Source organism: Roseateles paludis (assembly GCF_039872745.1).
In the GTDB taxonomy this organism is placed as follows: domain Bacteria; phylum Pseudomonadota; class Gammaproteobacteria; order Burkholderiales; family Burkholderiaceae_C; genus Pelomonas; species Pelomonas paludis.
Window position 1 is genome coordinate 768,584 of the sequence record NZ_JBDPZD010000001.1, and the last position, 22,920, is coordinate 791,503.

General features: G+C 67.0%; 20 protein-coding genes. 10 read left to right on the forward strand and 10 right to left on the reverse strand.

Annotation, left to right across the window (positions count from 1 at the left end; all coding sequences use genetic code 11):
* Positions 1-59 precede the first annotated feature (59 nt).
* Complete coding sequence (locus ABDJ85_RS03675) at positions 60-1,013, forward strand: PEP-CTERM sorting domain-containing protein (protein WP_347703378.1); 954 nt, start codon at positions 60-62, stop codon at positions 1,011-1,013.
* A 120-nt stretch (positions 1,014-1,133) separates the two neighbouring features.
* On the opposite strand, the gene ABDJ85_RS03680 is transcribed toward ABDJ85_RS03675, so the two are convergent.
* On the reverse strand, positions 1,134-2,342 hold the full coding sequence (locus ABDJ85_RS03680; protein WP_347703379.1) for an esterase: 1,209 nt from the start codon (positions 2,340-2,342) through the stop codon (positions 1,134-1,136).
* Between the two features lie 220 nt (positions 2,343-2,562).
* Between ABDJ85_RS03680 and ABDJ85_RS03685 the strand changes: the two genes are divergently transcribed.
* Positions 2,563-2,904 carry a zinc ribbon domain-containing protein YjdM gene (locus ABDJ85_RS03685; protein ID WP_347703380.1) on the forward strand — a complete coding sequence of 114 codons (342 nt, stop codon included), beginning with the start codon at positions 2,563-2,565 and terminating at the stop codon, positions 2,902-2,904.
* Positions 2,905-3,094: 190 nt separating this feature from the next.
* Here ABDJ85_RS03685 and ABDJ85_RS03690 read toward each other — a convergent pair whose 3' ends face one another.
* Positions 3,095-5,422, reverse strand: a complete 2,328-nt coding sequence (locus ABDJ85_RS03690) for a hypothetical protein (protein WP_347703381.1) — start codon at positions 5,420-5,422, stop codon at positions 3,095-3,097.
* A 108-nt stretch (positions 5,423-5,530) separates the two neighbouring features.
* Positions 5,531-6,142: a PEP-CTERM sorting domain-containing protein gene (locus ABDJ85_RS03695; RefSeq protein ID WP_347703382.1), complete on the reverse strand. Its 612-nt coding sequence runs from the start codon at positions 6,140-6,142 to the stop codon at positions 5,531-5,533.
* Between the two features lie 304 nt (positions 6,143-6,446).
* Between ABDJ85_RS03695 and ABDJ85_RS03700 the strand changes: the two genes are divergently transcribed.
* The 4 genes from ABDJ85_RS03700 to htpX all read left to right on the forward strand — a co-directional run bounded on the left by ABDJ85_RS03700 (position 6,447) and on the right by htpX (position 10,257).
* Complete coding sequence (locus tag ABDJ85_RS03700; RefSeq protein WP_347703383.1) at positions 6,447-7,073, forward strand: DNRLRE domain-containing protein; 627 nt, start codon at positions 6,447-6,449, stop codon at positions 7,071-7,073.
* A gap of 91 nt (positions 7,074-7,164) precedes the next feature.
* A complete protein-coding gene (locus ABDJ85_RS03705) occupies positions 7,165-8,076 on the forward strand; it encodes a DUF6929 family protein (protein WP_347703384.1) in 912 nt (303 codons plus the stop codon).
* 312 nt (positions 8,077-8,388) lie between these two features.
* Complete coding sequence (locus ABDJ85_RS03710; protein WP_347703385.1) at positions 8,389-9,255, forward strand: PEP-CTERM sorting domain-containing protein; 867 nt, start codon at positions 8,389-8,391, stop codon at positions 9,253-9,255.
* Positions 9,256-9,369: 114 nt separating this feature from the next.
* Entirely contained in the window at positions 9,370-10,257 is an 888-nt protein-coding gene (htpX, locus tag ABDJ85_RS03715; protein ID WP_347703386.1) for a protease HtpX, read from the forward strand.
* On the opposite strand, the gene ABDJ85_RS03720 is transcribed toward htpX, so the two are convergent.
* Entirely contained in the window at positions 10,238-11,362 is a 1,125-nt protein-coding gene (locus ABDJ85_RS03720) for a lactonase family protein (RefSeq protein WP_347703387.1), read from the reverse strand. The two genes, htpX and ABDJ85_RS03720, sit on opposite strands and share 20 nt — an antisense overlap.
* A gap of 137 nt (positions 11,363-11,499) precedes the next feature.
* Positions 11,500-12,204: a hypothetical protein gene (locus ABDJ85_RS03725; RefSeq protein ID WP_347703388.1), complete on the reverse strand. Its 705-nt coding sequence runs from the start codon at positions 12,202-12,204 to the stop codon at positions 11,500-11,502.
* Between the two features lie 336 nt (positions 12,205-12,540).
* Between ABDJ85_RS03725 and ABDJ85_RS03730 the strand changes: the two genes are divergently transcribed.
* Both ABDJ85_RS03730 and ABDJ85_RS03735 read left to right on the forward strand, forming a co-directional pair.
* Positions 12,541-13,818: a type VI secretion system tube protein Hcp gene (locus tag ABDJ85_RS03730; RefSeq protein WP_347703389.1), complete on the forward strand. Its 1,278-nt coding sequence runs from the start codon at positions 12,541-12,543 to the stop codon at positions 13,816-13,818.
* A gap of 207 nt (positions 13,819-14,025) precedes the next feature.
* Positions 14,026-14,838, forward strand: a complete 813-nt coding sequence (locus ABDJ85_RS03735) for a transporter (RefSeq protein WP_347703390.1) — start codon at positions 14,026-14,028, stop codon at positions 14,836-14,838.
* A 22-nt stretch (positions 14,839-14,860) separates the two neighbouring features.
* Here ABDJ85_RS03735 and ABDJ85_RS03740 read toward each other — a convergent pair whose 3' ends face one another.
* The 4 genes from ABDJ85_RS03740 to ABDJ85_RS03755 are packed head-to-tail and all read right to left on the reverse strand — an operon-like array spanning position 14,861 to position 18,395.
* On the reverse strand, positions 14,861-15,490 hold the full coding sequence (locus ABDJ85_RS03740) for a DUF6928 family protein (protein WP_347703391.1): 630 nt from the start codon (positions 15,488-15,490) through the stop codon (positions 14,861-14,863).
* 48 nt (positions 15,491-15,538) lie between these two features.
* On the reverse strand, positions 15,539-16,462 hold the full coding sequence (locus tag ABDJ85_RS03745; RefSeq protein WP_347703392.1) for an alpha/beta hydrolase: 924 nt from the start codon (positions 16,460-16,462) through the stop codon (positions 15,539-15,541).
* Positions 16,463-16,476: 14 nt separating this feature from the next.
* Positions 16,477-17,598: an alpha/beta hydrolase gene (locus tag ABDJ85_RS03750; protein WP_347703393.1), complete on the reverse strand. Its 1,122-nt coding sequence runs from the start codon at positions 17,596-17,598 to the stop codon at positions 16,477-16,479.
* A complete protein-coding gene (locus ABDJ85_RS03755; protein ID WP_347703394.1) occupies positions 17,598-18,395 on the reverse strand; it encodes an alpha/beta fold hydrolase in 798 nt (265 codons plus the stop codon). The genes ABDJ85_RS03750 and ABDJ85_RS03755 overlap by 1 nt, the downstream gene beginning before the upstream one ends.
* Before the next feature lie 717 nt (positions 18,396-19,112).
* Between ABDJ85_RS03755 and ABDJ85_RS03760 the strand changes: the two genes are divergently transcribed.
* On the forward strand, positions 19,113-19,454 hold the full coding sequence (locus tag ABDJ85_RS03760) for a hypothetical protein (protein WP_347703395.1): 342 nt from the start codon (positions 19,113-19,115) through the stop codon (positions 19,452-19,454).
* A gap of 301 nt (positions 19,455-19,755) precedes the next feature.
* On the forward strand, positions 19,756-21,375 hold the full coding sequence (locus tag ABDJ85_RS03765; protein ID WP_347703396.1) for an esterase/lipase family protein: 1,620 nt from the start codon (positions 19,756-19,758) through the stop codon (positions 21,373-21,375).
* Here the strand turns inward: ABDJ85_RS03765 and ABDJ85_RS03770 are convergent, their stop codons facing one another.
* On the reverse strand, positions 21,376-22,875 hold the full coding sequence (locus ABDJ85_RS03770) for a CoA-acylating methylmalonate-semialdehyde dehydrogenase (protein ID WP_347703397.1): 1,500 nt from the start codon (positions 22,873-22,875) through the stop codon (positions 21,376-21,378). It lies immediately after the preceding gene.
* Positions 22,876-22,920 lie beyond the last annotated feature (45 nt).

Below are 22,920 nucleotides of genomic sequence, written 5' to 3' on the forward strand. Positions count from 1 at the left end.
ACCAGTTGGCACGTTAAATTGCGGCCTCTCATCTGACTTGAGTCGAAGGGAGTTCTCTCATGTACGAGCGCGCAATCCAACGCCGGTCACAGGCGGTCGCTATTGCCTTGTTGGTCCTGGGCAGCGGCAGTGCGGCTGCGGCGAGCTTCAGCAGTTCGGCGATGTGCGAGGTCGGTCGCGGCGACACGCCTGGAAGCGACAAATGCGCCGTGATCGATCAGAGCTCCGACTTCGGTTTGCCGGCCGGACAGGTGCTTTCCACAAGTTTCACCAGCGCGGCCTCTGAAAAGTTCACCCGGCAGTATTCGGCCTCCGTCAGAAGCGGGCCGGGCGACCTGGGCGTCAAGGTGGATGGGCTGCTCGAGGCCTCGCGCCCAGCCACAGAACTTTTCTACGTTGGCGGCACCACGACGGCCTACGCCACGTATTCAGACACTGTGCTGGTCAGTTCCGCCACGCTGCCTGCTGGAACGCCAGTCACGGTGGAGCTTAGCCAAGTCGTGACGTTCTCTTTGGGGCGGACGCTGACCGCCAACCCAACCTCTACCGCCCACGGTCAAACCACCATCGCCCTGCAGTTCAACGCAACAGGCGTCACCAGTGCCGCCATCGACAAGTGCTGGGGAGATTTCTTCGCCAATTGCACCCCGACCTTGATTGACGGGAGCGAGCAGACCTTCGAGTACCGCGTTTCCGTGGATTCCTACGTGGGCGGCTCCATCGCGATTTCCGGCGGGCTTGCCGCTGGCACCTTTCTCAGCATCTCGAACTTCTTTTACAACAACCCTGGCGTGGCTGAAGCGAGTTCCAGCGTCAACAGCCTCCACAGTGCGCACACCTACTTCAGCACATCGACGCCAGGCGTGAGCCTGGTCGCCGAAAGCGGCCACCAGTACGCCCCAGTGCCTGAGCCCGAGCGCATCGTTCTGCTGCTGGGCGGGCTCGGTGTGATCGGCGCCGCCGCTCGCAGGCGCGCTGCGTCTAAGAGTGCCTGCCCTGCTTGCCGCGACTAGCGGCGGGAGGGCTACCCCGCTGCGCCTCTGCCTCGCGTCTGAGGAAGGCGACGTTCAAGCCTTAGCCCCGAATTCGCTTTGGCAGTTCGTGCAACACGGGCGAGCCACCCCTGCCAGCTTTCAGTTCTTCCGCCAGAGGCTCGGTAGGAAGCGGTAGTAGAGCAAGTGGCGCCACGTCGCCCAGTCGTGGGCAGCGTGGCCGCCGGCGTAGTACTCGTGGTTGACGCCATGGGCCTTGAGCGCGGCGACGAGTGCGGAGACGCGGGCGTTGAAGGGGCCGCGCTCCTCCAGCGTGCCCTGGCCGACGAAGAGGTAGTCGACCTTTTTGTTCACGTCGGGGTCGTTGAGGAACTTGGCGAGGGACTTTTCGGGTTCGGTGTCGCCAGCGCTGAGCACCCCGAAGTTGGCGAACAGGTCGAGGGAATTGAAGCCGGCGAAGATCGTGTGGCGGCCGCCCATCGAGAGGCCGGAGAGCGCGCGGCCTTTCGGGTCGCGGCGCACGGCGTATTCCTTTTCGACGAGCGGAATCACCGCCTTGCGCAGTTCTTCCTCGAAGATCTTGAACGTGAGCTGGGCGTGCTGCGGGTGGTTGCGGTGCACGACTTGGTTGTTGGGGATCGCGATCACCATCGGCACGGCTTTGCCCTCGGCAAGCAGGTTGTCCATGATGAAGTTCGCGCGGCCGTCGTAGATCCAGTTTGCGGGCAGCTCGCCGCTGCCGCCAACGAGATAGAGCACCGGGTAAGTCTTGGCGCGATCGTAGCCAGGAGGTGTGTAGACGTAGAGATCGCGTTCGCCCTTCGTGACCTCGGAGTGATAGACGTGGCGCGTCACGTTGCCGTGCGGAACGTTGCGGGCGTCGTAGTAAGCGGGGCCGTCACCGTGCACGATGAGTTGGCTGTAGGGCGGCATCGCCGTGAATGCGGCGTAGGTGTTGCTCGGGTCCGCCGTGGTGACGCCGTCGATGTTGATGTGATAGGCATACATGTCGGGCTTGAGCGGCCCGACGGTCAGCGTCCAAATACCGTCGTCGCCCTTGGTGAAGGGCACCGGCTGGCCGGATTTGCCGAGCGCGGTGAGGAGCGCGACGCCGGCGAGACGCACTTCTTTCGCGGCGGGCGCCTTGACGCGGAAGACGACCGTGCGGTCGTCGCGCACGTCGGGTGAATTGAGCGGAGCGCTGAAGGGAACGAGGTTCTCGGTGTTCTTCTGCGGGTTGTGGTCGAGGTTGACGTTGGCTTGTTGCGCCCACGCGAGGGCGGGGGCGAACGAGCAAACGGCAAAGAGGGCAAGGCGTGCAAGGAGGGCAAGGCGCGTGCGGATGTTCATGGCGAGGCGTTGAGGTTGATCGGGTGGAGGTGAGCCGCAGCGCACCCGAAATGGGTCAATTCTTGAACATTTAGTCCCGTCCCTAGATGAGGGTTGCAGCCAAGCTCCCAGCCCTCACATCTCACCCTTCGACGGCAGTGGTGCAATCCGTAGCTGGCCACGCTCCCAGGAGCTGGCCGCGAATTCACGACTTCCTATTTCCCTGCGCGAAGCAAACAGCATGAGCACCCTGCCCCCTTGCCCCAAGTGCCACTCGGTCTACACCTATGAGGACGGCGCGCAGCTGGTCTGCCCGGAGTGCAGCTACGAGTGGTCGCCGCAGGCCAACCCTGACGCGGCCGACGCGCCGCGCGTGGTGCGCGATGCGGTGGGCAATGTGCTGCAGGACGGTGACACCGTTACGGTGGTCAAGGACCTGAAGGTCAAGGGGTCGTCCTTGGTCGTCAAGGTGGGCACCAAGGTCAAGAACATCCGCCTGACGGACGGCGACCACGACATCGACTGCAAGATCGACGGCGTGGGTGCGATGGGCTTGAAGTCGGAGTTCGTGAAGAAGGCTTGAGGCTGCAATCTTGCTGCGCGACGCCTTGATGTCGGCGCCCTAGCGGTAGGCCTCATTGAGGACGGGGTGCCAACGGAGATAGGTGCCAAATCAGGAACGCTTGAGACCTGACCCCGCAACCCTGGTTGGCGTAGTGCCGCCGTGCCCTTGCACGCCGGCACAAGTGGCAAGCGCGGCGACGCAGGACGGCTCAGGATCCTTGACGTTTGAACAGCAGAGCGGCGCGGATGGGGATGCCCGCGACGCCATCCATGTAGTGCACGACGAGATATTCGCCGGTCGGGCCAGCGAACGCCCCCGAGATGTTGCCTCCGCCCAGGTTCTGTCCGGAGGTTCGCACGTCCATCGGCCCATACCCGTTGGCTGCGTTGACCGCGCTGCCGAAGGCCACGCCAGCGAAGCGCCCGGCGATGTTGATACGCACCGTGCCGTAGTAAGGATTCGGTGTGCCGATGGGGTACTGGTCGAAGTACACCGTCACGCTGGCGCTGTCGATGACCCCCGGCGGGAGCTGCGCCTCGCCGCTGCCCCGATCGGCCATCACGGCGGTCGCGCTAAGCAGCGTGTAGGTAGCACTGCCGCTGGTGGGCACGGCCGCATCTGGCCGGGCCACCGCGTAGGGCTGCGACCGCTGCACGAAGTTGCCTCCGGCGGCGCTGCCGCTGCTGACTGTGACGCGGCCGATGCTGGCGAAGTCGTTGCCAGCAAGGTCATACGCCGTGGCCGGCGTGAAGCTGAGCGGCGACGGCACCGACGCGAGTTCGCCTTTGGGGCCGAAGGTCACAGCCTCATTTGGGGCACCGAAATTCATGTTCTCGTTGTTGTGGTTCAAGAAAACGAAATGGCTACCAGCGGCCGGCTTGGGATCGATCCCAGTGCCAGGCGCGCCGGATTGGGCACAGCCTTGTGCGTCGGGCGGCGTGTCCTGGCCAACAAAGGCTAAAGCGGCATAGGCGCCTGCATTGACCGCATTGATTTGCAAGATTGCAGCTGCCTTGCGGGCACCAGCGCCAGCGGGTCGAACTTTCAGCAGCGCGGTGGTGCCGGGGGGGAAGAGCGGCGAGACCGGCACTTCGAGGTAGACGTCGTTCTCGGCGTCGGGCTGCCAGCCGGCGAGCTCGGGGTGTGTCAATCCGCCTCGGGACCGAAAGCGCACCGTCTCACCGGTCGGGCTAGCCAAACCCACATCAACCGCAATCTGCACACCGCCGAGGTACATCGCGCTGATCGCCGAATCAGCCGTTGGCGTCAAGGCCATAGGCGCGCCGCTCCCTGTGGTCGATGCGAGGTTCAGCTGCGTATGGGCCACCAAGCCCAGCCGGCGAACGCCGCATGCGGGGATTTGGGTGGCTGGCCGTGCCAAGGCGTAGAAGCGGCCTGTCGTGGACAGGAGGTTGGAACGGGTGACAAACTGGTCGCCGCCGGAGGGATAGGTCACGATCTCGACGCCGCCGTTCCAGCGGCCGATACCGACGTCTCCGTCCGCGAAGACTTCGGCGACGCTGCCGGTGTAAAGCTCATTGCGGCTGGTTTTGGCATCGCCCGGGCCATAGGACACCAGCGCGCCCCGCAGGTTGAAATGCGTGCGGCCCTGAACTTCTCCCAAGAGCCGGAACTGGTCATCCGGCATAGCGGCGAGGGCCGTGCCGCTGGAGATGCCCTTGGGCATCGCTTCGGCAAGTGTGGCCGCAGTGGGAAGCAAGTCGCTGCCGAACAGTACCAAGCCTTGCGTGCGCAACTTTTCGGCAACGGGCAGCGCCGTGGCTTCGAGGAAATCCACGGTGCCTGCAGCGAGCGCTGGCCCTATGCGGTCGTCCTCAGGATCGATGTTGACGAGGTGGTGCAGCCCGTCCAGCGCCGTAGACATGCCCGCCTGGCCGGTGGCCGTCGACAGTCGATGCCAAAGGCCGACGAAGGAGCCGTTCACCAAAGCGTGGGTGACATCGTCGACCTTCGGGGCGTTCGCCCCGGGTGGCTGGGTGAGATCTAACCGAACGAAGTCGGTCGTGCTGGCGACGCCCAGCGTCTGGGCGGCGGAAGTGTTGGCCGCACGGACGCCCGTTGCAGACCAGTCAGGCGTCTTCGCACTCTCGATACCGCGCACAACCATCTCGGTGTACGGCGTGACGTTGATGCGTCGGGCCGGGCCGGTCCACGTGTCCACGGCCCGTAGTTTGGGGTCCAGCGTGGCCGTGGTCTTGCGTATCGGATCTGTCCAACTCCCGCCGCTTGCGGCCAACATCACCACGGAGTCGGCCGGCACAGTTGCATTGAACGCGTATTCACCATCGCTGCCGGTGCGCACCTCTTGCAACAGCGTCGTACGTCCCTGGGCGTCGACGCGGAGCATCTGGACCGTGGCGCCGGCAACCGGTCCGGGCGCGATGCTGCCGCTGACGGTTGTCTGGGACTGCGCAACGGGAGGGCTCGCGACGGGATCGCTTCCGCCCCCGCCGCCCCCGCAGGCGCTGAGCACGATGGCCAGTGCCACACCGGCCCAGCGGGCGGTGGACTTCATACGTTCTCCCTGTCGCACGGAAACCCTAGTTGGCTATGACACGGCGAGTTTAGGTGGCGTACACACGCCCCAACACCGCAAGAAGAGAGGTCGGGCCGAGCCTGACCCTCAGCGCCCCACGCGGCGCCGCCGCGCCACCAGCAACGCACCGCCGGCCAAGGCCAGCCAGGCACTCGCGGGTTCGGGCACGGCGGTGACGGAGACGTTGTCGATCAGGCCGCCGGCTTGGTCCGAGGTGCCGATGGCGGCGAAGCGCAGCACCGCGCTGCCGCTGCTGCCCAGGTCCACCAGGGCGCTGAAGTGCTGCCAGTTGGGCACCGAACCGCCAGCGGCCGTCTCCATGACGGTGCTGGAGAAGCTGCCCAGGCTGACCTGCACGCCTTGCGTGCCGGCGCCCCAGCCGATGCGGGGCGTGTACCAGAAGCTCAGGGTCACCCAGCCGGTGGCGTGGAGGGTCTGGCTCATGGCGCTGTTGTAGAAGGTGTCCAGCTCGACGAGTTGCTGGCCGTCCTGCGCGAGGTTGCCTTCCAGCTGCCGCTGCAGCTCGATGTCGGGGTCGCCAGTCCAGCCGGTGATGGTGGGCTTGATCACCCAGGTGCCCGTGGGGATGACGTCGGCCTCGAAGCTGCCATTGACGACCAGGTTGGGGCCAGCGGCAAAGGCGGCAGGCGCCAGGGACAGGGCGAGACAGGCGGCGCTAGCGATACGGGCAATCTTCATGGGGGACCTCTAAGAATGGCCAGCCAGTCTAGGCAGGCGCACCCTGGCGCGCCCTCCCTATGTGCGATGGCTCAGATGGCGCAGAGGGCGCGCCTGAGCCCATCTCCAGGCGCCCGGCCCAGTGGTGCGAGCGTGGCAGCAATCTCAGTGGTCTCGTCGACGTTCTGGCCCGGATTCCTTGGTGCCCCATCGCGAAGCGGGCCCGTCCCGATGTCTCTTGCCCCCCGGTTCAGGGGTGGGGTCTTCAGCCCGCGCCGTGTGAACATTCGAGACAAATTCACTTGACTCCACAGGGATCGAATCTATGAAGCTGTTACCCGTCGCCCTTGCTGCCCTGCTGTTGAGCTCGGCCGTGTCTGCACAAACGCTGACGCCCACGCAAACCGCGCATGTCGTCGACCGCGCGGGCCAAGGCATCAGCAGCGACTGGTATCTCACCGTCAACTGGGATGACGCAGCACCGAACGTCGGTTTGCTCCAGTTCGACCTCACGGGTGTGACCAGCGTCACGTCCGCCACCTTGAACCTGTTCCATCAGTGGAATTCGTATGAGACGGCCTCGTTTGCCGTCTACCGCAACACCAGCGCCTGGATCAATGGCGCGACCTATGACTGGTCGACCCTGCCCTCGGTCGACGCAACGCCTGTTGCGGTGCTCAATCTGGTGGCGGGTGAGTATGGCCAGAACGAAACCTATTCGCTGGACGTGACGTCTGCGGTGGCAGGTTGGGTCAATGGCAGCTATGCCAACTATGGCTTCACCTTCGCACGTACGGACGCGCCGAACCCGTTCCTCTACTTCCAAGGCGGTGTGGGTCAGGACCATCCGGCCACGCTGCAGATCAACGCCGTGCCTGAACCCTCGACCTATGCTTTCATGATTGGTGGCATTGCCTTGCTGGGTTTGCGGGCGCGCCGTCGCGCTGCTTGATCGGCAGGTTTCGCCGTCATGCAAGAACGCCACCCTCGGGTGGCGTTTTTCTTTGCGGATTAGTTTTCAAGCCCGCGCCACACTCTGGCCCATGAGCCCCGCCGCACTCCCCCTTCTCCACACCACCAGCCTCTGCGAGCTGTACTTTGAAAGCGGCAAGCCCTTGGCGGCGGCGAGTGGCCTGGTGTGCCTCTCAAGCCGCGTCTGCGTGGTGGGGGACGACCTGAAACACTTGGGGGTTTTCGACAGCCACGCGCGGCCGGGTCAGCGTTTGCGCTTGCTGCCGGGCGGGCTGCCCAAGGGCCCGAAGGCGCGCAAGCGCGTGAAGCCGGACTTTGAGATCTTGCTGGAGTGGCGGGGCGGTTTGCTGGCGCTGGGGTCTGGGTCCAGCTCGCGCCCCACGCGGGACCGGGCGGTGCATCTGCCTAGCTTGCAGGCCGCGCCGCTCGCCTTTGCGCTGACGCTGCTGTACGAGCGCCTGCGTGCCGAGCTGGGCCCGCTGAACCTGGAGGGCGCGCTGTTGCAGGGGGACGAGCTGTGGCTGCTGCAACGGGGCAATGCGGGCGGCCTGCTCGGCAATGCGCGCATCCGCTTGCATGCGAGCGTGCTGGAGGGCTTGCTGGTGGGTGCGGGCATTGACGCAGGCTTGGCGCTGCACGTTGAGCCGATGGCGTTGGGCGAGCTGGACGGCGTGCCGCTGGGCTTCACGGACGCCTGCGCGCTGCCTGCGGGCCACTGGCTCTTCAGCGCGGCGGCGGAGGACACAGACGATGCGGTGGCGGACGGGCGCTGCGCGGGCTCGGTGATCGGCCTGGCCACAGCGGCAGGGCAGGTGCTGCGGCGCTGGCGCGTGGGGGGCGACTACAAGGTCGAGGGCATTGATGCCCGCGCTTTGCCCGGCGGGCTGCTGGAGTTGGCCATGGTGTGCGACGCCGACGACCCGACCCGCGCGTCGCCCCTGCTGGTGGCGTGTGTGGATGCGAGTGTGGCGGCGCTTGCCTAGGCTCCACGGCCCTTGCGCCTGAGGCGGGTGCGGCTGCAAACAGTGCAGAACAGTGCCGCTCGGTTGTCACCTGTTTGAGCGAGTCTTTCCCCCTAGCTCTGGCGTGCTGCAGGTGCCAAGTCGGGCGCGATCGACCCCTAGACTGCGCGCCCCGTTCCTCTCTTGCTTGCTGCGATGTCTTCGATGCTTGGCCGCTTCTCCTTGTTGTCTTGCGCTCTGGCGCTGAGCGTTTCGTGCGGCCACTTGGCGCACGCGGCCTCGGCCCCTGCGGGACCGGGCTGGCTGCCCGTCAGCTTTCCCCCCGGTGGCGCGGTGAGCGCAGACCACTGGTACGTGGCCAGCCACTTGGCCACCGCCTCTACCTTGGTGGCGGGCGTCGCGGACTTTCAGAGCATGGGCGGGATCGCCTCGAGTGACGTGAACCTTGCGGTTTCCAACGCACAGGTGAACGGGGCTCGGTCGGCGTCGGCCGCTGCGCGTGTGGATGGGGCGTCGCTCGGTGGCGCGTCGGCCGCGAGGGACGCGCTGGACTCGACGTCGACGCTGACCGTTGCTTCGAGTTGGAGCCAAGTCTGGTTCATGGGCTTCATGAAGGGCTCAGGCCCTCTCACCTTCACGCTCCATCTGGATGGCAGCCTGCTCAGCTCGGGCGACCGCAGCCCGGTCAGCAGCGACCCGTCGGGGGCGAGCGTGGGGCTGATGGCGATGGGCTCGTTGGGGCCCGGTGCCGATACGGCCGCCTACGCCGCGCTGGCGTCTGTTGCGGGGGTTGACCCCAGCCTCGAGGGGGAAGCGCTGCTGCGCCGGATGTTGGCCCTGCCCACGACGACGCAGGCGCAGATGATCACTTTTGGGCAGCAGGCCACGACCGTGAATCGATCGGTGCTGGTGGACCAGAACTTTGAAGTGACGGCACTCGGGACGCCGCAGGAATGCTCGGCGTACGCCCCTGAGCTGTGCGGTACCTCGTTCTATTTCCTGGCGGTCACGCTGGTGACCGGTGCCGAGAACGGCGGCGCTGCCGACTTCATGCATTCGCTCAAGGTGACGGACTACCGGGACGGCGCAGGCGCCGTCCACACCTTTGCGGCCCAGCCGGTGCCGGAGCCGGCCACCATCGCTTTGTGGCTGGTCGGTTTGGCCGCCACTGCCGGCGTGGTGCGTCGCCGGTTGCGGTGAGCCGCCCCGATAGTTCGTAAAACCCTGAGCCCCCCTCAGCCTCCGCTCGCTTGAAAACCGCTGCGGTGGCCCGCATGCTCGCGCGTCATCTCGTCTTTGAAAGGGGCGCGCATCATGAAACGCATGGCCTTGTTCCTGCTCACCAACCTGGCCGTGATGCTGGTGCTTGGCGTCGCGGTGAACGTGCTGGGCCTGAACCAGTTCCTCACGGCCAATGGGCTCGACCTGGTCGGGCTGCTCGGCTTTGCGGCAGTGATGGGTTTTGGCGGCGCCGTCATCTCGCTCTTGATGAGCAAGCCGATGGCGAAGTGGACGACGCGTCTGGAGATCATCAATGGCTCCAGCCACCCGACGCACGCCTGGATCGTGAGCGCGGTGGAGCGCTTCTCGCGCGCGGCGGGCATCCAGACGCCCGAGGTGGGCATCTACGAAGGCCCGCCCAATGCCTTTGCCACCGGGGCATTCAAGAACTCGGCCCTGGTGGCGGTCTCGACGGGTCTGCTGCAGAGCATGACGCGCGAGGAGGTGGAGGCGGTGATCGGGCACGAGGTGGCGCACGTGGCCAATGGCGACATGGTGACCATGACGCTCATCCAGGGCGTGATGAACACCTTTGTCGTCTTCCTCAGCCGCGTGATCGGCTACTTTGTCGACAAGGTGGTGCTGCGCAATACCAGCGACCGGCCGGGCATGGGCTACTACGCGACGACGGTGGTGCTGGACCTGTTGCTCGGCGTTCTGGCCGCGCTCATCGTGGCCTGGTTCTCGCGTCAGCGTGAGTTCCGCGCGGACGCGGGTGCCGCGCAGCTGATGGGGCGCAAGCAGCCGATGATGAGCGCGTTGGCGCGCCTCGGGGGCCTGGACCCTGGCGAGATGCCCAAGAGCTTGGCGGCCCTGGGCATCAGCAGCCGGCCGTCGGGCGTGATGGCGCTGTTCAGCAGCCACCCGCCGATCGAGGAGCGCATCGCGCGCTTGAATTCGGCTAGCGCTGCAGGAACCTGATGTGGTTGGGCCGGTCGATCGGCAGCGTGCTGCCGGTCGGCGTCAGGGTGCCGTGCTCAGGGTCAACGCTGAACACGGTCACGGTGCCGCCGTTCTGGTTGGCTGCCACCAGGAAGCGGCCGCCAGGCACGAAGCCCATGCTGCGCGGCGTGCGCCCGCCGGTGGGTGTGGCCTCGATGAAGCGCAAGCCGCCGTCCAGCGGGTTGATGGCGAAGACGGCAATGCTGTCGTGGCCGCGGTTGGAGACGTAGAGAAACCGGCCACTCGGGTGCACCAGGGTCTCGGCGGTGCTGTTGCCGGGTGCCGTGCCGCCCGGCGGCAGCGTGGACAGCACCTGTATCGCCTCCAGCGCGCCGGTGGCGGCGTCCAGCCGGTAGGCGGCCACGCGGCTGCTCAGCTCCAGGTTCACGTAGGCATAGCGGGCGCTCGGGTGAAAGGCCATGTGGCGCGGGCCGCCGCCGGGCTCGGTGGTGGCGTACGGGGGCTCGTTGGGCGTGAGGCGGCCGGTGGCGGGGTCGAGCTGGTAGATCAGCACCTTGTCCAGCCCGAGGTCGGGCACATAGGCGCGGGTCTGGCTGGGGTCGGGGTAGATGCCGTGGGGGTGGGGCGCCGCCTGGCGCTGCGGGTGGACGCTGCCGCCCTGGTGTTGCACGGCCGCGCTGGCGGGGCCGATGCGGCCGTCGGGCCCGAGCGGGTAGGCCACGACGTTGCCGCCGTTGTAGTTGGCCAGCAGCAGCACGCGCCCGCTGGCGTCGACCGAAATATGACAAGGGCCGCTGCCGCCCGAGGGCTGGGTGTTGAGCAAGGCGAGGCCGCCGTCTGGCTGCACGGCAAAGGCGGCCACCTCCTCTTTCCAACTGCCGCCGGGCAACTGCCTGGACGTCACGGCGTAGAGCCAGCGCTGCTTCGGGTGCAGGGCCAGGAAGTTGGGGTTGCCGATGGCCGCGGCCAAGCGAGGCGGAGACAGCGCGCCGGTGGCCTCATCCACGCTGGCGACGTAGATGCCTTGGCTGGTGCCGCTGGTTTCGGTGCCGATGTAGGCCAGAGTCTCGGCCCCTGCAGTGATGGGCGCGAGGGGCAACAGGGCGGCGAGAAGGGCAACCATTCGGGCGAGGTATCTCATGGGTGGGGCAGTGGGTCGCTTGCTTGGCGGTGGCGGTGCAGTCTAGGAGCCTGCTGGCTTTGGGGTGAGGCTTGCGCAGCCGTTTCCCCCGCGCTCTTCGCAAGCGTGGGTGCGGGGTGTCAGAACACCCACTTCAGGCCCACCGTGGCCAGCCGCCCGCGCGGCCCGCTGAGCTGGCCGCCCCAGGAGGCCGCGACGTAGCAGCGCTCCGGCACCACGGCGTAGCGCAGGCCGGCGTTGAGGTAGGCGTTGTGGTCCCGGTCGTCGAGGAAGATCTCGGCCATGGGCTGCAGGCGCTGGTCGGGGCCCAGGCCCTCGTGCTCCAGCGCCAGGGCCACGGTGGTGGTGCGGCGGCGGCCCACAGCTTCGTGGGCGTGGCCGAGGTTGGCGTGCAGGGTGAAGCTGCCGAGCACGCCCTGCAGCGGCTGGCTGAGCACGGCGTTGAGGGCGTCGCCTGTGTGGCGCCAGGCGCCGCCCGAGGTGGCGCGCTCGCCGGTCAGGCCCCAGGCCAGGGTGAACTGGGCCGGGCGCTCGGCCTCGCCCCAGCTGGCCAGCCGCCATTTGCCGTTCAGCTCGACCGAGTGCAGGTGTGCATCCGGCCCATGCACGCGCCCGGCGCGCAGCGCGAGCTGGGCGGTCTCACCCACCGCGCAGCCGACCTGCAGGCTGAGGCCGTGCTCGATGCTGCGTGCCGGGGCCGCGTCGGCGAGGCTGAGCCGCGAGGGCACGAGCTCCAGCTCGCACTGGCCTTCGGCGATCACGCCCGCGTCCTCCGTCACCAGCGGATGCCCGGCGTAGCAAGCGCCCGCCCAGGCCAGTGCCAACGCCAGCCCGGCAAGGGGACTGCAGCGCCTGATCGTCAAACGAAATGGGAGTGAGCGGAGCATGGGCAAGCGACGACGCGACGGGCGCGTGCATTCTGGCCGGCCGAGCGTGACACGCCCGATCGGCGCGCTGGGGGCAATCGAGTTGTTGGGGGGTAAGCGCCGGACGGTTTTTGAATGCTGGCTGCGACACCTTCCGGGCCTGCTTTGACGGCGCAGATGTGGGATGGCCCGCGCAGCTCGCGTCAGCGAGGATTCTCCGTTCGGCAGAGTTGGGTGGCCTTCCGTCAGGCGCACTCACTCACACACCACCATTTCTATCGAAGAGAGACAGCCATGCCCACGTCCTTCACCCTTCGCCCCCTTGCCGCCGCCTTGGCGCTCGGCGTCCTGTCCAGCGCCGCGCTGGCTTCTGAGGCCGACTGGTTCCTGAAGTCAGACCAACTCAAGGGCGCCTCGGTGGTCAAGGACCGCAAGGGCCAGGTCGACGTCAATGGTTTCCAGTGGTCGGTCACCGCTGAAACCAGTTGGCTCAAGGGTGGTGGTGCCAGTGTGGGCAAGGCGACCCCGAGTGCGTTCAGCTGGAACCAGGGCTGGGACCCGAGCATTTCGACCATCCAGACCGACCTCTTTACCGGCAAGGCCGTGACCAGCGCCACGTTTGAGGCGGTGCGTGACCTGGGTGGCCTCAAGCCTGTTGTGGGCTTCAGCACCAAGGTGGGTGAGGTCTTCTTCACCGATGTGCACAAGACGCTGGCCCAGGGTTATGACGTGTCGGCCGTCGCCAAGAACATGGAGTTCACCTACAACCCGGCGGCCTGGGGCGGCAAGGGCAAGTCATCGAAGGTGAACTGGAACATCACAGCCAACACGATAGATGCTCCAGTAGCAGCCAGGGCCGAGCAGGTGTTGGGCAACCACAGTGCGGGTGGTGATGGCGTCACGGCCTATCTGCGCCTGGGTGAGAGCGCCGGGCGGAGCACCGCCATTGGCTACGAGAACTGGACCGACGTTGCCACCTTGGAATGGGACGTCTCGGCCCTCTCCAGCTGGCTCAAGGGCGGCGGCGCCAGCGTTGGCAAGCCCAACCCCGGCAGCTTGAGCTGGTCGCAGGAGCTGGATGGCTCGTTCCTGTACGCGCTGACCAATATCGTGAGCGGCAAGTCGGTCCCGAAGCTGGTGATCGAATACGTGCGCAATGGCGACCATGGGCCCGTCACCTTTATGCAGGACGTGTTCAGCGACGTCTACTTCACCTCCATCGCTCTCAACGACACCACGGTGACGAACTCGGTGGTGTTCAAGACGGTCACCGAGACGACTTGGGACATCAATGAGCAAGGCAAGCGTGGCGCGGTGCTGAGCAGCTTCAACTGGGACATCCCGGGTGGCAAGGTGGACACCAAATCCCAGCCCATCACGACCAGCCTGATCAACTTTGGCGCTGGCAACCTGCTTGGTGAGCCGGCGGCTTTGCCCAGCACAGGGGGCCTTCCTCCGGTGGGTGCGCCCGTGCCCGTGCCTGAGCCCGGCACCTGGGCGCTGATGCTGGCTGGTGGTTTGCTGCTGGCGCTGCGCCGCCGCGCGCTGGGCGGCGCAGACGGCGACCGCTGACCCCTGCGCGCTTTCGGGCGCTTGCGTGAACTAGTTCGGCCGGCTTTTGCCGGCCGAATGCTTTGCCGCGCAGGCAGCTGCGGGGATTGGTGTCGAATCCTTCCCTGTTGCTGATGTGGCAGGCAACCCTGCCGATGTCGGGCCGACTGCGCCCATCCATGCAAAGGGAAATCAGCCATGGTCGTGATGAGACCCTTCGCCCCCCGATTGAAAACCCGCGCCGCGCGGCTGTGCGGCGCTGCGGCCATGGCGGTGGCCAGCCTGGTGCTGCAGCCCGCCTGGGCTGACGACGAGGGCCTGTCCACCGACCGGCCCGACTTCGTCGAGTCGAGCAACGTCGTAGGCAAGGGCGTGTTCCAGATCGAGACCAGCTTGGCGCACGAGCGTGACCGCAGCGGCGGTGTGAAGACCAGTGTGCGCAGCACGCCGACTCTGCTGCGCTATGGCCTCAGTGAGGCGCTGGAGCTGCGCCTGGAGTCAGACGGGCTGTTGCGGCAGTCGGTCACCGATTCAAGCGGCGTGGCCCGCGCGCGCGGCACGGCCGATGCCTCACTGGGCTTGAAGTGGCATGTGCGCGATGGCGACGAGGGCAGCCGCAAGCCGGCGCTGGCCTTGCTGGCGCACCTGGACCTGGACTCGGGCTCGGCGGCGTTCAGGGCCCCGGGCAAGGTGCCCTCGCTGCGTCTGGTGGCCGAGTGGGAGCTGCCCGGCGATGCCTCCTTTGGCGTGATGCCCGGCATGGCCTATGCGGTGAACGACACGACGGGCCAGCGCTACTGGAGCGGCATCCTGGCCGCCACTTACAGCCGGCCCCTGGTGGGCGCGCTGCGTGGCTTTGTGGAGCTGGCCGGCCAGGCGCTGCGCAGCAAGCGCAACGGCGGCAACGTGGTCACCTTTGATGCGGGGCTGACCTATGCGATCGACCTCGACACCCAGCTCGACTTCTCGGTCAACCTGGGCACCAACCGCCAGACGCCCGACCGCGCGCTGGCCATCGGCTTCTCACGCCGGTTTCGCTAGTCAGCGGTAGCCACGGCGCGCTTCACCACAGCTTCCACCACGGCCGCTGGCGCTGGTAGTGCAGCAGCGTGAGGCCGGCGGGGTCGAGCAGGTCGGGAATCAGCTCCCCCTCCAGCTGGTAGCCAAACAGCGCCACCAGCGCGGCCTCGCCGAGGTCCAGCGGGTGGAAGGACAGGGGGTAGTCCTCGTCCTCGGTGCGCGGGCCGTCCCAGAACGGCTGCTCGAAGGGCAGGCGCGCGCCGATGTCCTCGATCACGCCCCGGTCGGGGTTGAGGCTCAGGGCGCGTTGCAGCTGGCCGTCCTGCCAGACGGCGTAGGCAAACCAGTCCACGACGCTGTGCATCAGGTGCAGGACGGTGGTGCCGCGCGGGGCGATCAAGGCCGGCGCGGTGCGGGACGGGTGGTCGATGGCGAAGGACTCGTGCGCGATCAAGCGCAAGCCCGGCCAGCAGCCGGCCACCACGCGGCCCTGCCGGGGGCTGGTGTCGTACAGCGGGCCGCTGCCGCTGGGCCGGTAGTCGGCCTTGGGGAAGCACTGCGTGACGAAGGCGGCGGTGGTGGCCGGGTCGGGCTCCTCGCCCGCTTCCAGCACGGGCCGAATGGCGCGAACCGGCCCGTCCGCCTGCACGATCATCCAGGTCTTGGCACCCATGCGGGCCCCTGTCGAGTCACGAGGCTTGCAGGGTAGCGCGGCGCCGTGTCAGCGGAACAGCAGCTGCGCGAAACGGTACAGGTTGCTGCCCCAGGTCTCGCCGTCGTGGCCGTGGTCGTCGACGTTCCAGAGGTGGGGCACCTGGTGCTTGGCCAGGTAGCGGTGCACGCCCTGCGAGAAGTTGATGAGGCCGTCCTTGTTGCCACACGAGATGTAGAGCAGCTTGAGCTGGGCCTTGGCAGCGGCGGGGTCCGGCACCAGCTGCTCGGGCGGGCGGGTGTTGGGCGCGGACGAGAAGGCGCCGATCCAGGCAAAGGTGTCGAGGTGGGTGAGGCCGAAGTTGAAGGTCTGGCCACCGCCCATGGAGAGGCCCGCAATGGCGCGCTGCTCGCGGCCGGTGGCGGTGCTGTAGCGGGCCTGGATGGCGGGGATCAGGTTCTGCAGCAGGTCTTGCTCAAAGTTCTCGAAGCCTTTCACGGCCTCGGGCGTGAAGGGGTTGGCTGGCACGCTGTCGTCGGGCAGGGCGCGGCCATTGGGCAGCACGGTGATGAAGGGCAGGGCCTGGCCGCCGGCGATGAGGTTGTCGAGGATGACGTGGGCTTTGACGTAGCTCGTCCACTCATGCTCGTTGCCGCCGATGCCGTGCAGCAGGTAAAGCACCGGGTACTTCTTGTCGGCGCTGTAGCCGGGCGGCAAATAGACCTGGGCCTTGCGGCGCTTGCCGGTGACGGCGGAGTCGTACTCGAAGCCTTCGAGCTTGCCCTTCAGGCCTTGGGGCCCGAGGTCGCGGTAGCCGGCGGGCGGCTCCGGGTAGAGGCGCACATCGTCGGGTGCCAGGGTGATGGTCCGCGCGAAGTTGGCGCGGGCGCGGTCGGGCGAGGCGTCGGCGGGGCGCTCTTGGGCGTGGGCCAGGGGCGAGAGCGCGAGCGCCAGGCTGGCGGCCAGGAGGGTGCGGCGGGAGGCTTGGGTCATGGTGGTGGGCGCGTTCACTTGAAGAAGCGCTGCAAGGTCTCGATGAGGTAGTGGCGGGCGTTCATCCAGGTGTGCCCGCCTTCGGTGATCAGCTCGGTGTGGCGGATCTGCTTGTCGGTGAGATAGCGGTTGAAAGCCTCCGCCTCGGGGTAGAGGAAATCGCTGCGCCCCACGCCCAGCCAGAAGAGCCGGTAGCGGGCATTGATCTGCTCAGGCTTGCTGAAGACCTCGGCCAGTTGCGTCTCCAGCACCACGGGCGGGATGTAGGACGAGAACGAGGCCACCCAGGCGAAGTGGTCCGCGTGCTTGAAGGCCGTGAACATCGACTGCGTGCCGCCGCGCGAGAAGCCGGCAATGGCGCGGTGCTCGCGCCCCGGCAGCGTGCGGTAGTGGGCCTCGATGTGCGGGCGCAGGCTGTGCACCAGCTCGTCGGCAAACAGCGGCAGCAGCTCGCCGGCCTGGGCCGAGTTGCGCGGGAAGGTGCCGCGCATCATGTAGCCATAGGGCATGACCACGATCATGGGCACGGCCTTCTTCTGGGCAATCAGGTTGTCCAGGATGAAGTTGGCGCGCCCGGCGCGGTACCAGGTCTCCTCGGTGTCGGTGGTGCCGCTGACGAGGTAGAGCACCGGGTACTTGGCCTTGCTCTTGTCATAGCCCGGCGGCGTGTAGACCACATAGGGCCGCGTCGTGCCCAGCACTTTCGATGGGAAGTAGCCGTAGTGCAGTTCGCCGTGCGGCACGTCCTGCACCGCGTGCAGCGGCGGGTTCTGGCCCAGCACCTCGCCGGGGATGTCGATCAGGCTGCTCTTGAAGCGCTCGTTGGGGAAGAGCGCAGGGTTGCCGGGGTCGGCCACGTTGAGCCCGTCCACCACGAAGTGATACGGGTAGAGGTTGGGCTCGACGGGGCCGACGGTGACCGACCAGTCGCCGCTGGCGTCCTTCTCCAGGGCCTGGTTGGCCTTGAGGAACTGGGCGCTCAGCTCGACCTTTTGCGCCTGCGGCGCGCGCAGGCGGAAGGTGACACGCCGGTCCGCCGCGATCTCGGGCGAGTCGAGCGCCGGCCGGGGGGCTTGAGCCAGCACGGGCAGGCTCAGAAGGCCAGCGCACAGCAGCGCTGCCGCGCGAGCGAACATCACTTGCGGTTCCGGTCGGCGATGCTTTGCTCGATCAGCGTGGCCACGCCGCGCGGGTCTTCCTGCTGGGCCACGTGGCCGCCGGGGAAGGTGCGGATGGTCCAGCCGCGCGAATCGGCGCGCTGCCAGCTCTTGTCGGTCTTGGCGCGCTCTTCGGCCGATTTGTCCTTGGGCACGAAGGCCACGTAGGTGACCTGCAGCGCCTTGGCCGCGGGGTTCTTGAACGACACCGGCTGGTTGAAGCACTTGATGCTGTGCTTGACGCTGTGCGGCGGCTTGTCGCCCGGCTTGACCCAAGGCACCTGCATGAAGCCGTCCTTGAAGCGGTCGGAGTTGAGCGGCGGGGCGCTGCCGAAGATGTCCCAGATGGACTGGCCGTCTTCCGGCACCGCAGCGTCCAGGAAGACCACGTGCTTGATGCGCTCGGGGATACGGTCCATCACGCCGGTGATGACCATGCCGCCATAGCTGTGGCCAGTGAGAACCACGTCGGTCAGGTCCTCGAAGAGGATGAGGTTGACGACGTCGTTGATGTGGGTCTGCAGGTCTACATCGGGGCTGTTGAGGTGCATGCGCTCGCCCAGGCCCGTCAGTGTGGCGCGGTAGACGGTGTGGCCGTCCTCCTGCAGGAACTGGCCGGTGCGCTTCCACTCCCAGCCACCGGCGGTGGCGCCGTGTACCACCACGAAGGTCTGCTTGGGCGGTGCGTCGTTCGGGCCGGCCTGCACGGCGGCGGGCGTGGCGGCGGCAAGGCCGAAGAGGCCCATCAGGGCACGGCGTGAGAAGGCAGGAAGCATGGCCAGCAATCGGGTGGTTGGGGGGAGCCGGAAGGCTAAGGCGAAATCACACCCCCGCCCCATGAGAAGCCATGAAGCCTTAGCCAGCTAACGATTCCGCGCCGTTATGGAGCAAGGGTTTGTGAGGGTGCCGAAAGTTTGGTCCGGCTTCGGGATGAAGGCGCTGATGCCGTCATCGGGTTGGCAAAGGCCCGCCCGGGCTGGCTGAGGCGCTCCAGTTGGGGCGGTCGCTGCGCGACTTCCCTCCGGTGCTCGGTTTGCGGGGCTCGCGCCGAACTCCCTTCGCTGGCGCTCCGGTCAAACAGGCGGCGCGAAGTCAGAGGTCGAAGTGCGCTGCGCGCACGCCCCGCAAACCTCCGCTCCTCGGCGCCCCAAAAGTCCGCGCCCCAGCCAGCCCGGGCGGGCCTTTGGGGCGGCGGTGGGTGTGTGCGGAGGGTGATGGGCGGGGCAGTTTTCACGGCTGCCAAGACGGCGTGAGGCTGGCATCATTCCCGGCGATGCGTGCGCTGGATTGGCGCCGGAGAACTTGTAACAACGTGCCGCTTTTGTCGGAAATTTAATGACCGATTCGGGGCGACAGGCGGGGAGAGAAACGGAAATGCCTCAAAGACTTAGTGCACAAGTTTGGGCCCAGCTTATGCAGCAGACAGCCTGCATAAGAGGCGCCGGTTGTCTCCCGAGAACACGTTAGGCATTTCCATACGAGCGCTGCACATCATGATTACGTATTCCGTCAATGAAGCAATCGAGATGCTGGATGGGCTCGCAGGGAAAGACATCTGCATCCGCGGTCTGCTTTCGTTCGAATTCGAGAATGTTTCTCTCAGCCACGTAACGCTTGCGGAGCTTTTGCCAGGCTACGCATCTTCAATTTGGCTGTCCGTCGGCTCCGGTAGCCTTTCGTTTGATGCGAGAGTGTGCGAAAGGTTACACGGCAAGGTCGTAGTAGTCGAGGGTACTTTGTGCAAACCAGATCCGAAGTTTGGAGGATGCGGTCACATGAGTTTGTGGCCGGCCGAGCTGGTTGCACGGAGCCTAGAGCGTGCGAAAAATGCCTAACCAGTCGCTCGAGCCGACTCGCTTCGGCAAGCCGCCGCTCGCGGCTCAGCTTCAACGTTGAACGTCAGGTTTTTTGCGGCGCATCAGGCTACGCAGTGATTCCGGCCCCGGCTGGACGCGGTAGCAGAACGCCGCGCGCAGCTGCGAGCCAGCGCGCAGCAACTTTCACGCACTCATCGGCCGGGTCCCGCTTTGCCAGCCGTCCGTGACAGCGCACCTTCAACGGTGCTCCACGTTCGGGATGGGCGCCGCGCAGCGCCAGGGCTATGGTCCGGCCTCCTGATCCGACAGAGAGCGACCCATGCCCAACGCCTTCCTGCCCATCATCTACGTGCGCGGTTTTGCCATGTCGCGTGGCGAGATTGACGAGACCACGGCCGACCCGTTTTGCGGCTTCAACCTCGGCTCCACCATGTACCGCGCCGTGCCCGACCGGGCCAGCCGGCCGCGCAAATACGTGTTCGAGTCGCCCGTGGTGCGCCTGGCGTCTGAGTACGGCTACGAGGACGTCTACGAAGACGGCTACGACATCCTCGACGCCGACTGGGATGGCGAGATGAGCCGCCGGCCCATCATCATTTACCGCTACTACGACGAGGCCTCGCGCTACCTCGGCACGGGCGAGACGCCGTCGATCGAAGAGTTCGCCAAGGGCCTCTCCCGCCTGGTCAAGCGTGTGCGCGAGCTGTACTGCGTCAACCCGCGCAACGAGACCGCGCCGGCCGACTTCCGCTGCTACCTGGTGGCGCACTCGATGGGCGGCCTGGTCTGCCGCGCCTTCTTGCAAAACCCGGCGCTCGACCCCGAAGGCGTGCAGCCCTGCGTGGACAAGCTCTTCACCTACGCCACGCCGCACAACGGCATCGATGTGCTGGGCATGAATGTGCCGAGCTGGCTGGGCCTGGCGGACATCAACAACTTCGACCGCGACAAGCGCATGAAGAGCTACCTCGACCTGGAGGCCGCCTTCAAGCAGCACAAGCGCGTGGACCTGGTGCCCGAGAGCCGCTTCTCGTCGCGCCGCATCTTCACGTTGGTCGGCACCAATCGGAACGACTACGAGGCCGCCGCCGGCCTGTCGCGCGCCTTCGTCGGCCACGGCAGTGACGGCCTGGTCAAGATCGACAACGCCACGCTGCGCGGCTTGAATGCCGACGGCAGCGTGGGCGCGCCCACGGCCAAGGCTTTCGTCTACCGCAGCCACTCGGGGCCCTTCGGCATCGTCAACAGCGAGGAGGCTTTCCAGAACCTCTCGCGCTTTTTGTTTGGCGACGTGCGGGTGGACCTGTGGCTGGAGGTCGAGGAGATCCGCCTGCCGGAGGCGGTGCAGAAGGAGGTGGACGCCGGCCGCAAGATCAATGCGCTCTACCAGGTCGAGATGCTGGCCTCGCCGCGCGGCAAGCTCTGGTACCTGACGCGCCGCGTGGCCGAGGAGGACTCGGTGGCCTGCCTCTCGCACGAGGACTGGATGAACGACCAGAAGGACCCGAAGGGTGCCGGCCGCATCTACCTGTCCAGCGTCTTCCTGGCCAACCGCGCCAAGGTCAACCCCAAGCGCCGCTCGCTGGCCTATGGCATGACGCTGGGCGTGCGCGTGCCCGACTACGAGGTGGACCGCAAGCTCTGGCTCAACGAGCACTTTGAGGGCGGCTATCTGTTCCGCAACGGCCTGGTGCTGGAAATGGTGCCCCCGGCCAGTGACGACAAGCCCTGGAAGGTCAAGTTCAGCTGGCAGGACGCCGGCTTCTCGCTGGCCGACACCGAACTCACGCCCACGCAACTGGCCAATGGCGCCGTCGAGGTGCGCGTGCCCTTCGACAGCGTCAGCGCCGACGCCAACGGCAAGCTCCAGCCCACGCGCCCCGGCGTGCGCGGCACGCTGCGCTTTGTGATCGAGGCTTGGAACCCAGGCGCCGATTGATCAGAGGTTCTGAGTAAACGCGAACTCCGGCCCCTTGCTGCCCGCCGCCTCGGGCCAGCGCTGCATCACGGCCTTGTGCCGCGTATAGAAGCGCACGCCCTCGGGCCCATAGGCGTGGTGGTCGCCAAAGAGGCTGCGCTTCCAGCCGCCAAAGCTGTTGAAGGCCATGGGCACCGGCAGCGGCACGTTCACGCCCACCATGCCCACGGGGATGCGGTGCACAAACTCGCGCGCCACCTGCCCGTCGCGCGTGAACAGGGCCACGCCGTTGGCATAGGGGTTGGCCTCGATCAAGGCCACGGCGGCGGCCAGGTCGGGCACGCGCACCACCGCCAGCACGGGGCCGAAGATCTCTTCCTGGTAGCAGCTCATCGCGGCGCTCACGCCGTCCAGCAAGGTGGGCCCTACGAAGAAGCCGCCCTCAAAGCCCGGCACGCGGCAGCCGCGCCCGTCCACCACCGCGCGCGCGCCGTCGGCCACGCCCTCGGCAATCAGCCGCTCCACGCGCTGCTGCGCGGCCTGGGTGATGAGCGGGCCCATCTCGACGCCCGCGCCATGCCCCTCGCCCACGCGCAGCGCCGCCACCTTGGGCGCCAGCCGCTCAATGAGCCGGTCGCCCACCTCGCCCACCGCCACGGCCACCGAGATCGCCATGCAGCGCTCGCCGGCCGAGCCATAGGCGGCGCCCAGCAGCGCATCGACCACGCCGTCCAGCTCGGCATCGGGCATCACCACCAGGTGGTTCTTGGCGCCGCCCAGGGCCTGGACGCGTTTGCCATGCGCGGTGCCCACCTGGTAGATGTGCTGGGCCACGGGCGTTGAGCCCACAAAGCTGACCGCCGCGATGCCAGGGTGGGCCAGGATGGCGTCCACCAGGTCCTTGTCGCCCTGCAGCACGCTGAAGACGCCGTCCGGCAGCCCGGCGTCCTGCAGCCACTGCGCCAGCAGCAGGCTGGCTGAAGGGTCGCGCTCGCTGGGCTTCAAGATGAAGGCATTGCCGCAGCCAATGGCCAGCGGGAACATCCACAGCGGCACCATGGCCGGGAAGTTGAAGGGCGTGATGCCCGCCACCACCCCGAGCGGTTGGCGCAGGCTCCAGGCATCCAGCCCGCGCGCCACCTGCTCGGTGTACTCGCCCTTGAGCAGCTGCGGCATGGCGGTGGCGAACTCAATGTTCTCAATGCCCCGGGCCACCTCGCCCAGCGCATCGGGCAGGGTCTTGCCGTGCTCGCGCACGATCAGCTCGGCCAGTTGGTCCTTGCGCTCCTGCATCAGCTGCAGGAACTTGAACAGCACCCGCGCGCGGGCCAGCGGCGGCGTCTCGCCCCAGACGCGCTGGGCGCTGCTCGCGGACGCAACGGCGGCGTCCAGATCGGTCCTTGTTGCCAGCGCCACGCGCCCTTGCACGGCGCCGGTGGCGGGGTTGTAGAGCGGCTGAAAGCGCGCGTCTTGGGCCCGGGTAGCGCTGCCCTGAATCCAGTGCCCGATGTCGTAGCTCATGGGTGACTTCCTGCTGTGTGCCGCGAAGCGAGGGTAAATCAGAGC

Coding starts and splice junctions, on each gene's coding strand:
- ABDJ85_RS03675 (WP_347703378.1), top strand. CDS start 60: ATGTACGAGCGCGCAATCCAACGCCGGTCACAGGCGGTCGCTATTGCC.
- ABDJ85_RS03680 (WP_347703379.1), bottom strand. CDS start 2,342: ATGAACATCCGCACGCGCCTTGCCCTCCTTGCACGCCTTGCCCTCTTT.
- ABDJ85_RS03685 (WP_347703380.1), top strand. CDS start 2,563: ATGAGCACCCTGCCCCCTTGCCCCAAGTGCCACTCGGTCTACACCTAT.
- ABDJ85_RS03690 (WP_347703381.1), bottom strand. CDS start 5,422: ATGAAGTCCACCGCCCGCTGGGCCGGTGTGGCACTGGCCATCGTGCTC.
- ABDJ85_RS03695 (WP_347703382.1), bottom strand. CDS start 6,142: ATGAAGATTGCCCGTATCGCTAGCGCCGCCTGTCTCGCCCTGTCCCTG.
- ABDJ85_RS03700 (WP_347703383.1), top strand. CDS start 6,447: ATGAAGCTGTTACCCGTCGCCCTTGCTGCCCTGCTGTTGAGCTCGGCC.
- ABDJ85_RS03705 (WP_347703384.1), top strand. CDS start 7,165: ATGAGCCCCGCCGCACTCCCCCTTCTCCACACCACCAGCCTCTGCGAG.
- htpX (WP_347703386.1), top strand. CDS start 9,370: ATGAAACGCATGGCCTTGTTCCTGCTCACCAACCTGGCCGTGATGCTG.
- ABDJ85_RS03720 (WP_347703387.1), bottom strand. CDS start 11,362: ATGGTTGCCCTTCTCGCCGCCCTGTTGCCCCTCGCGCCCATCACTGCA.
- ABDJ85_RS03730 (WP_347703389.1), top strand. CDS start 12,541: ATGCCCACGTCCTTCACCCTTCGCCCCCTTGCCGCCGCCTTGGCGCTC.
- ABDJ85_RS03740 (WP_347703391.1), bottom strand. CDS start 15,490: ATGGGTGCCAAGACCTGGATGATCGTGCAGGCGGACGGGCCGGTTCGC.
- ABDJ85_RS03745 (WP_347703392.1), bottom strand. CDS start 16,462: ATGACCCAAGCCTCCCGCCGCACCCTCCTGGCCGCCAGCCTGGCGCTC.
- ABDJ85_RS03750 (WP_347703393.1), bottom strand. CDS start 17,598: ATGTTCGCTCGCGCGGCAGCGCTGCTGTGCGCTGGCCTTCTGAGCCTG.
- ABDJ85_RS03755 (WP_347703394.1), bottom strand. CDS start 18,395: ATGCTTCCTGCCTTCTCACGCCGTGCCCTGATGGGCCTCTTCGGCCTT.
- ABDJ85_RS03760 (WP_347703395.1), top strand. CDS start 19,113: ATGATTACGTATTCCGTCAATGAAGCAATCGAGATGCTGGATGGGCTC.
- ABDJ85_RS03765 (WP_347703396.1), top strand. CDS start 19,756: ATGCCCAACGCCTTCCTGCCCATCATCTACGTGCGCGGTTTTGCCATG.
- ABDJ85_RS03770 (WP_347703397.1), bottom strand. CDS start 22,875: ATGAGCTACGACATCGGGCACTGGATTCAGGGCAGCGCTACCCGGGCC.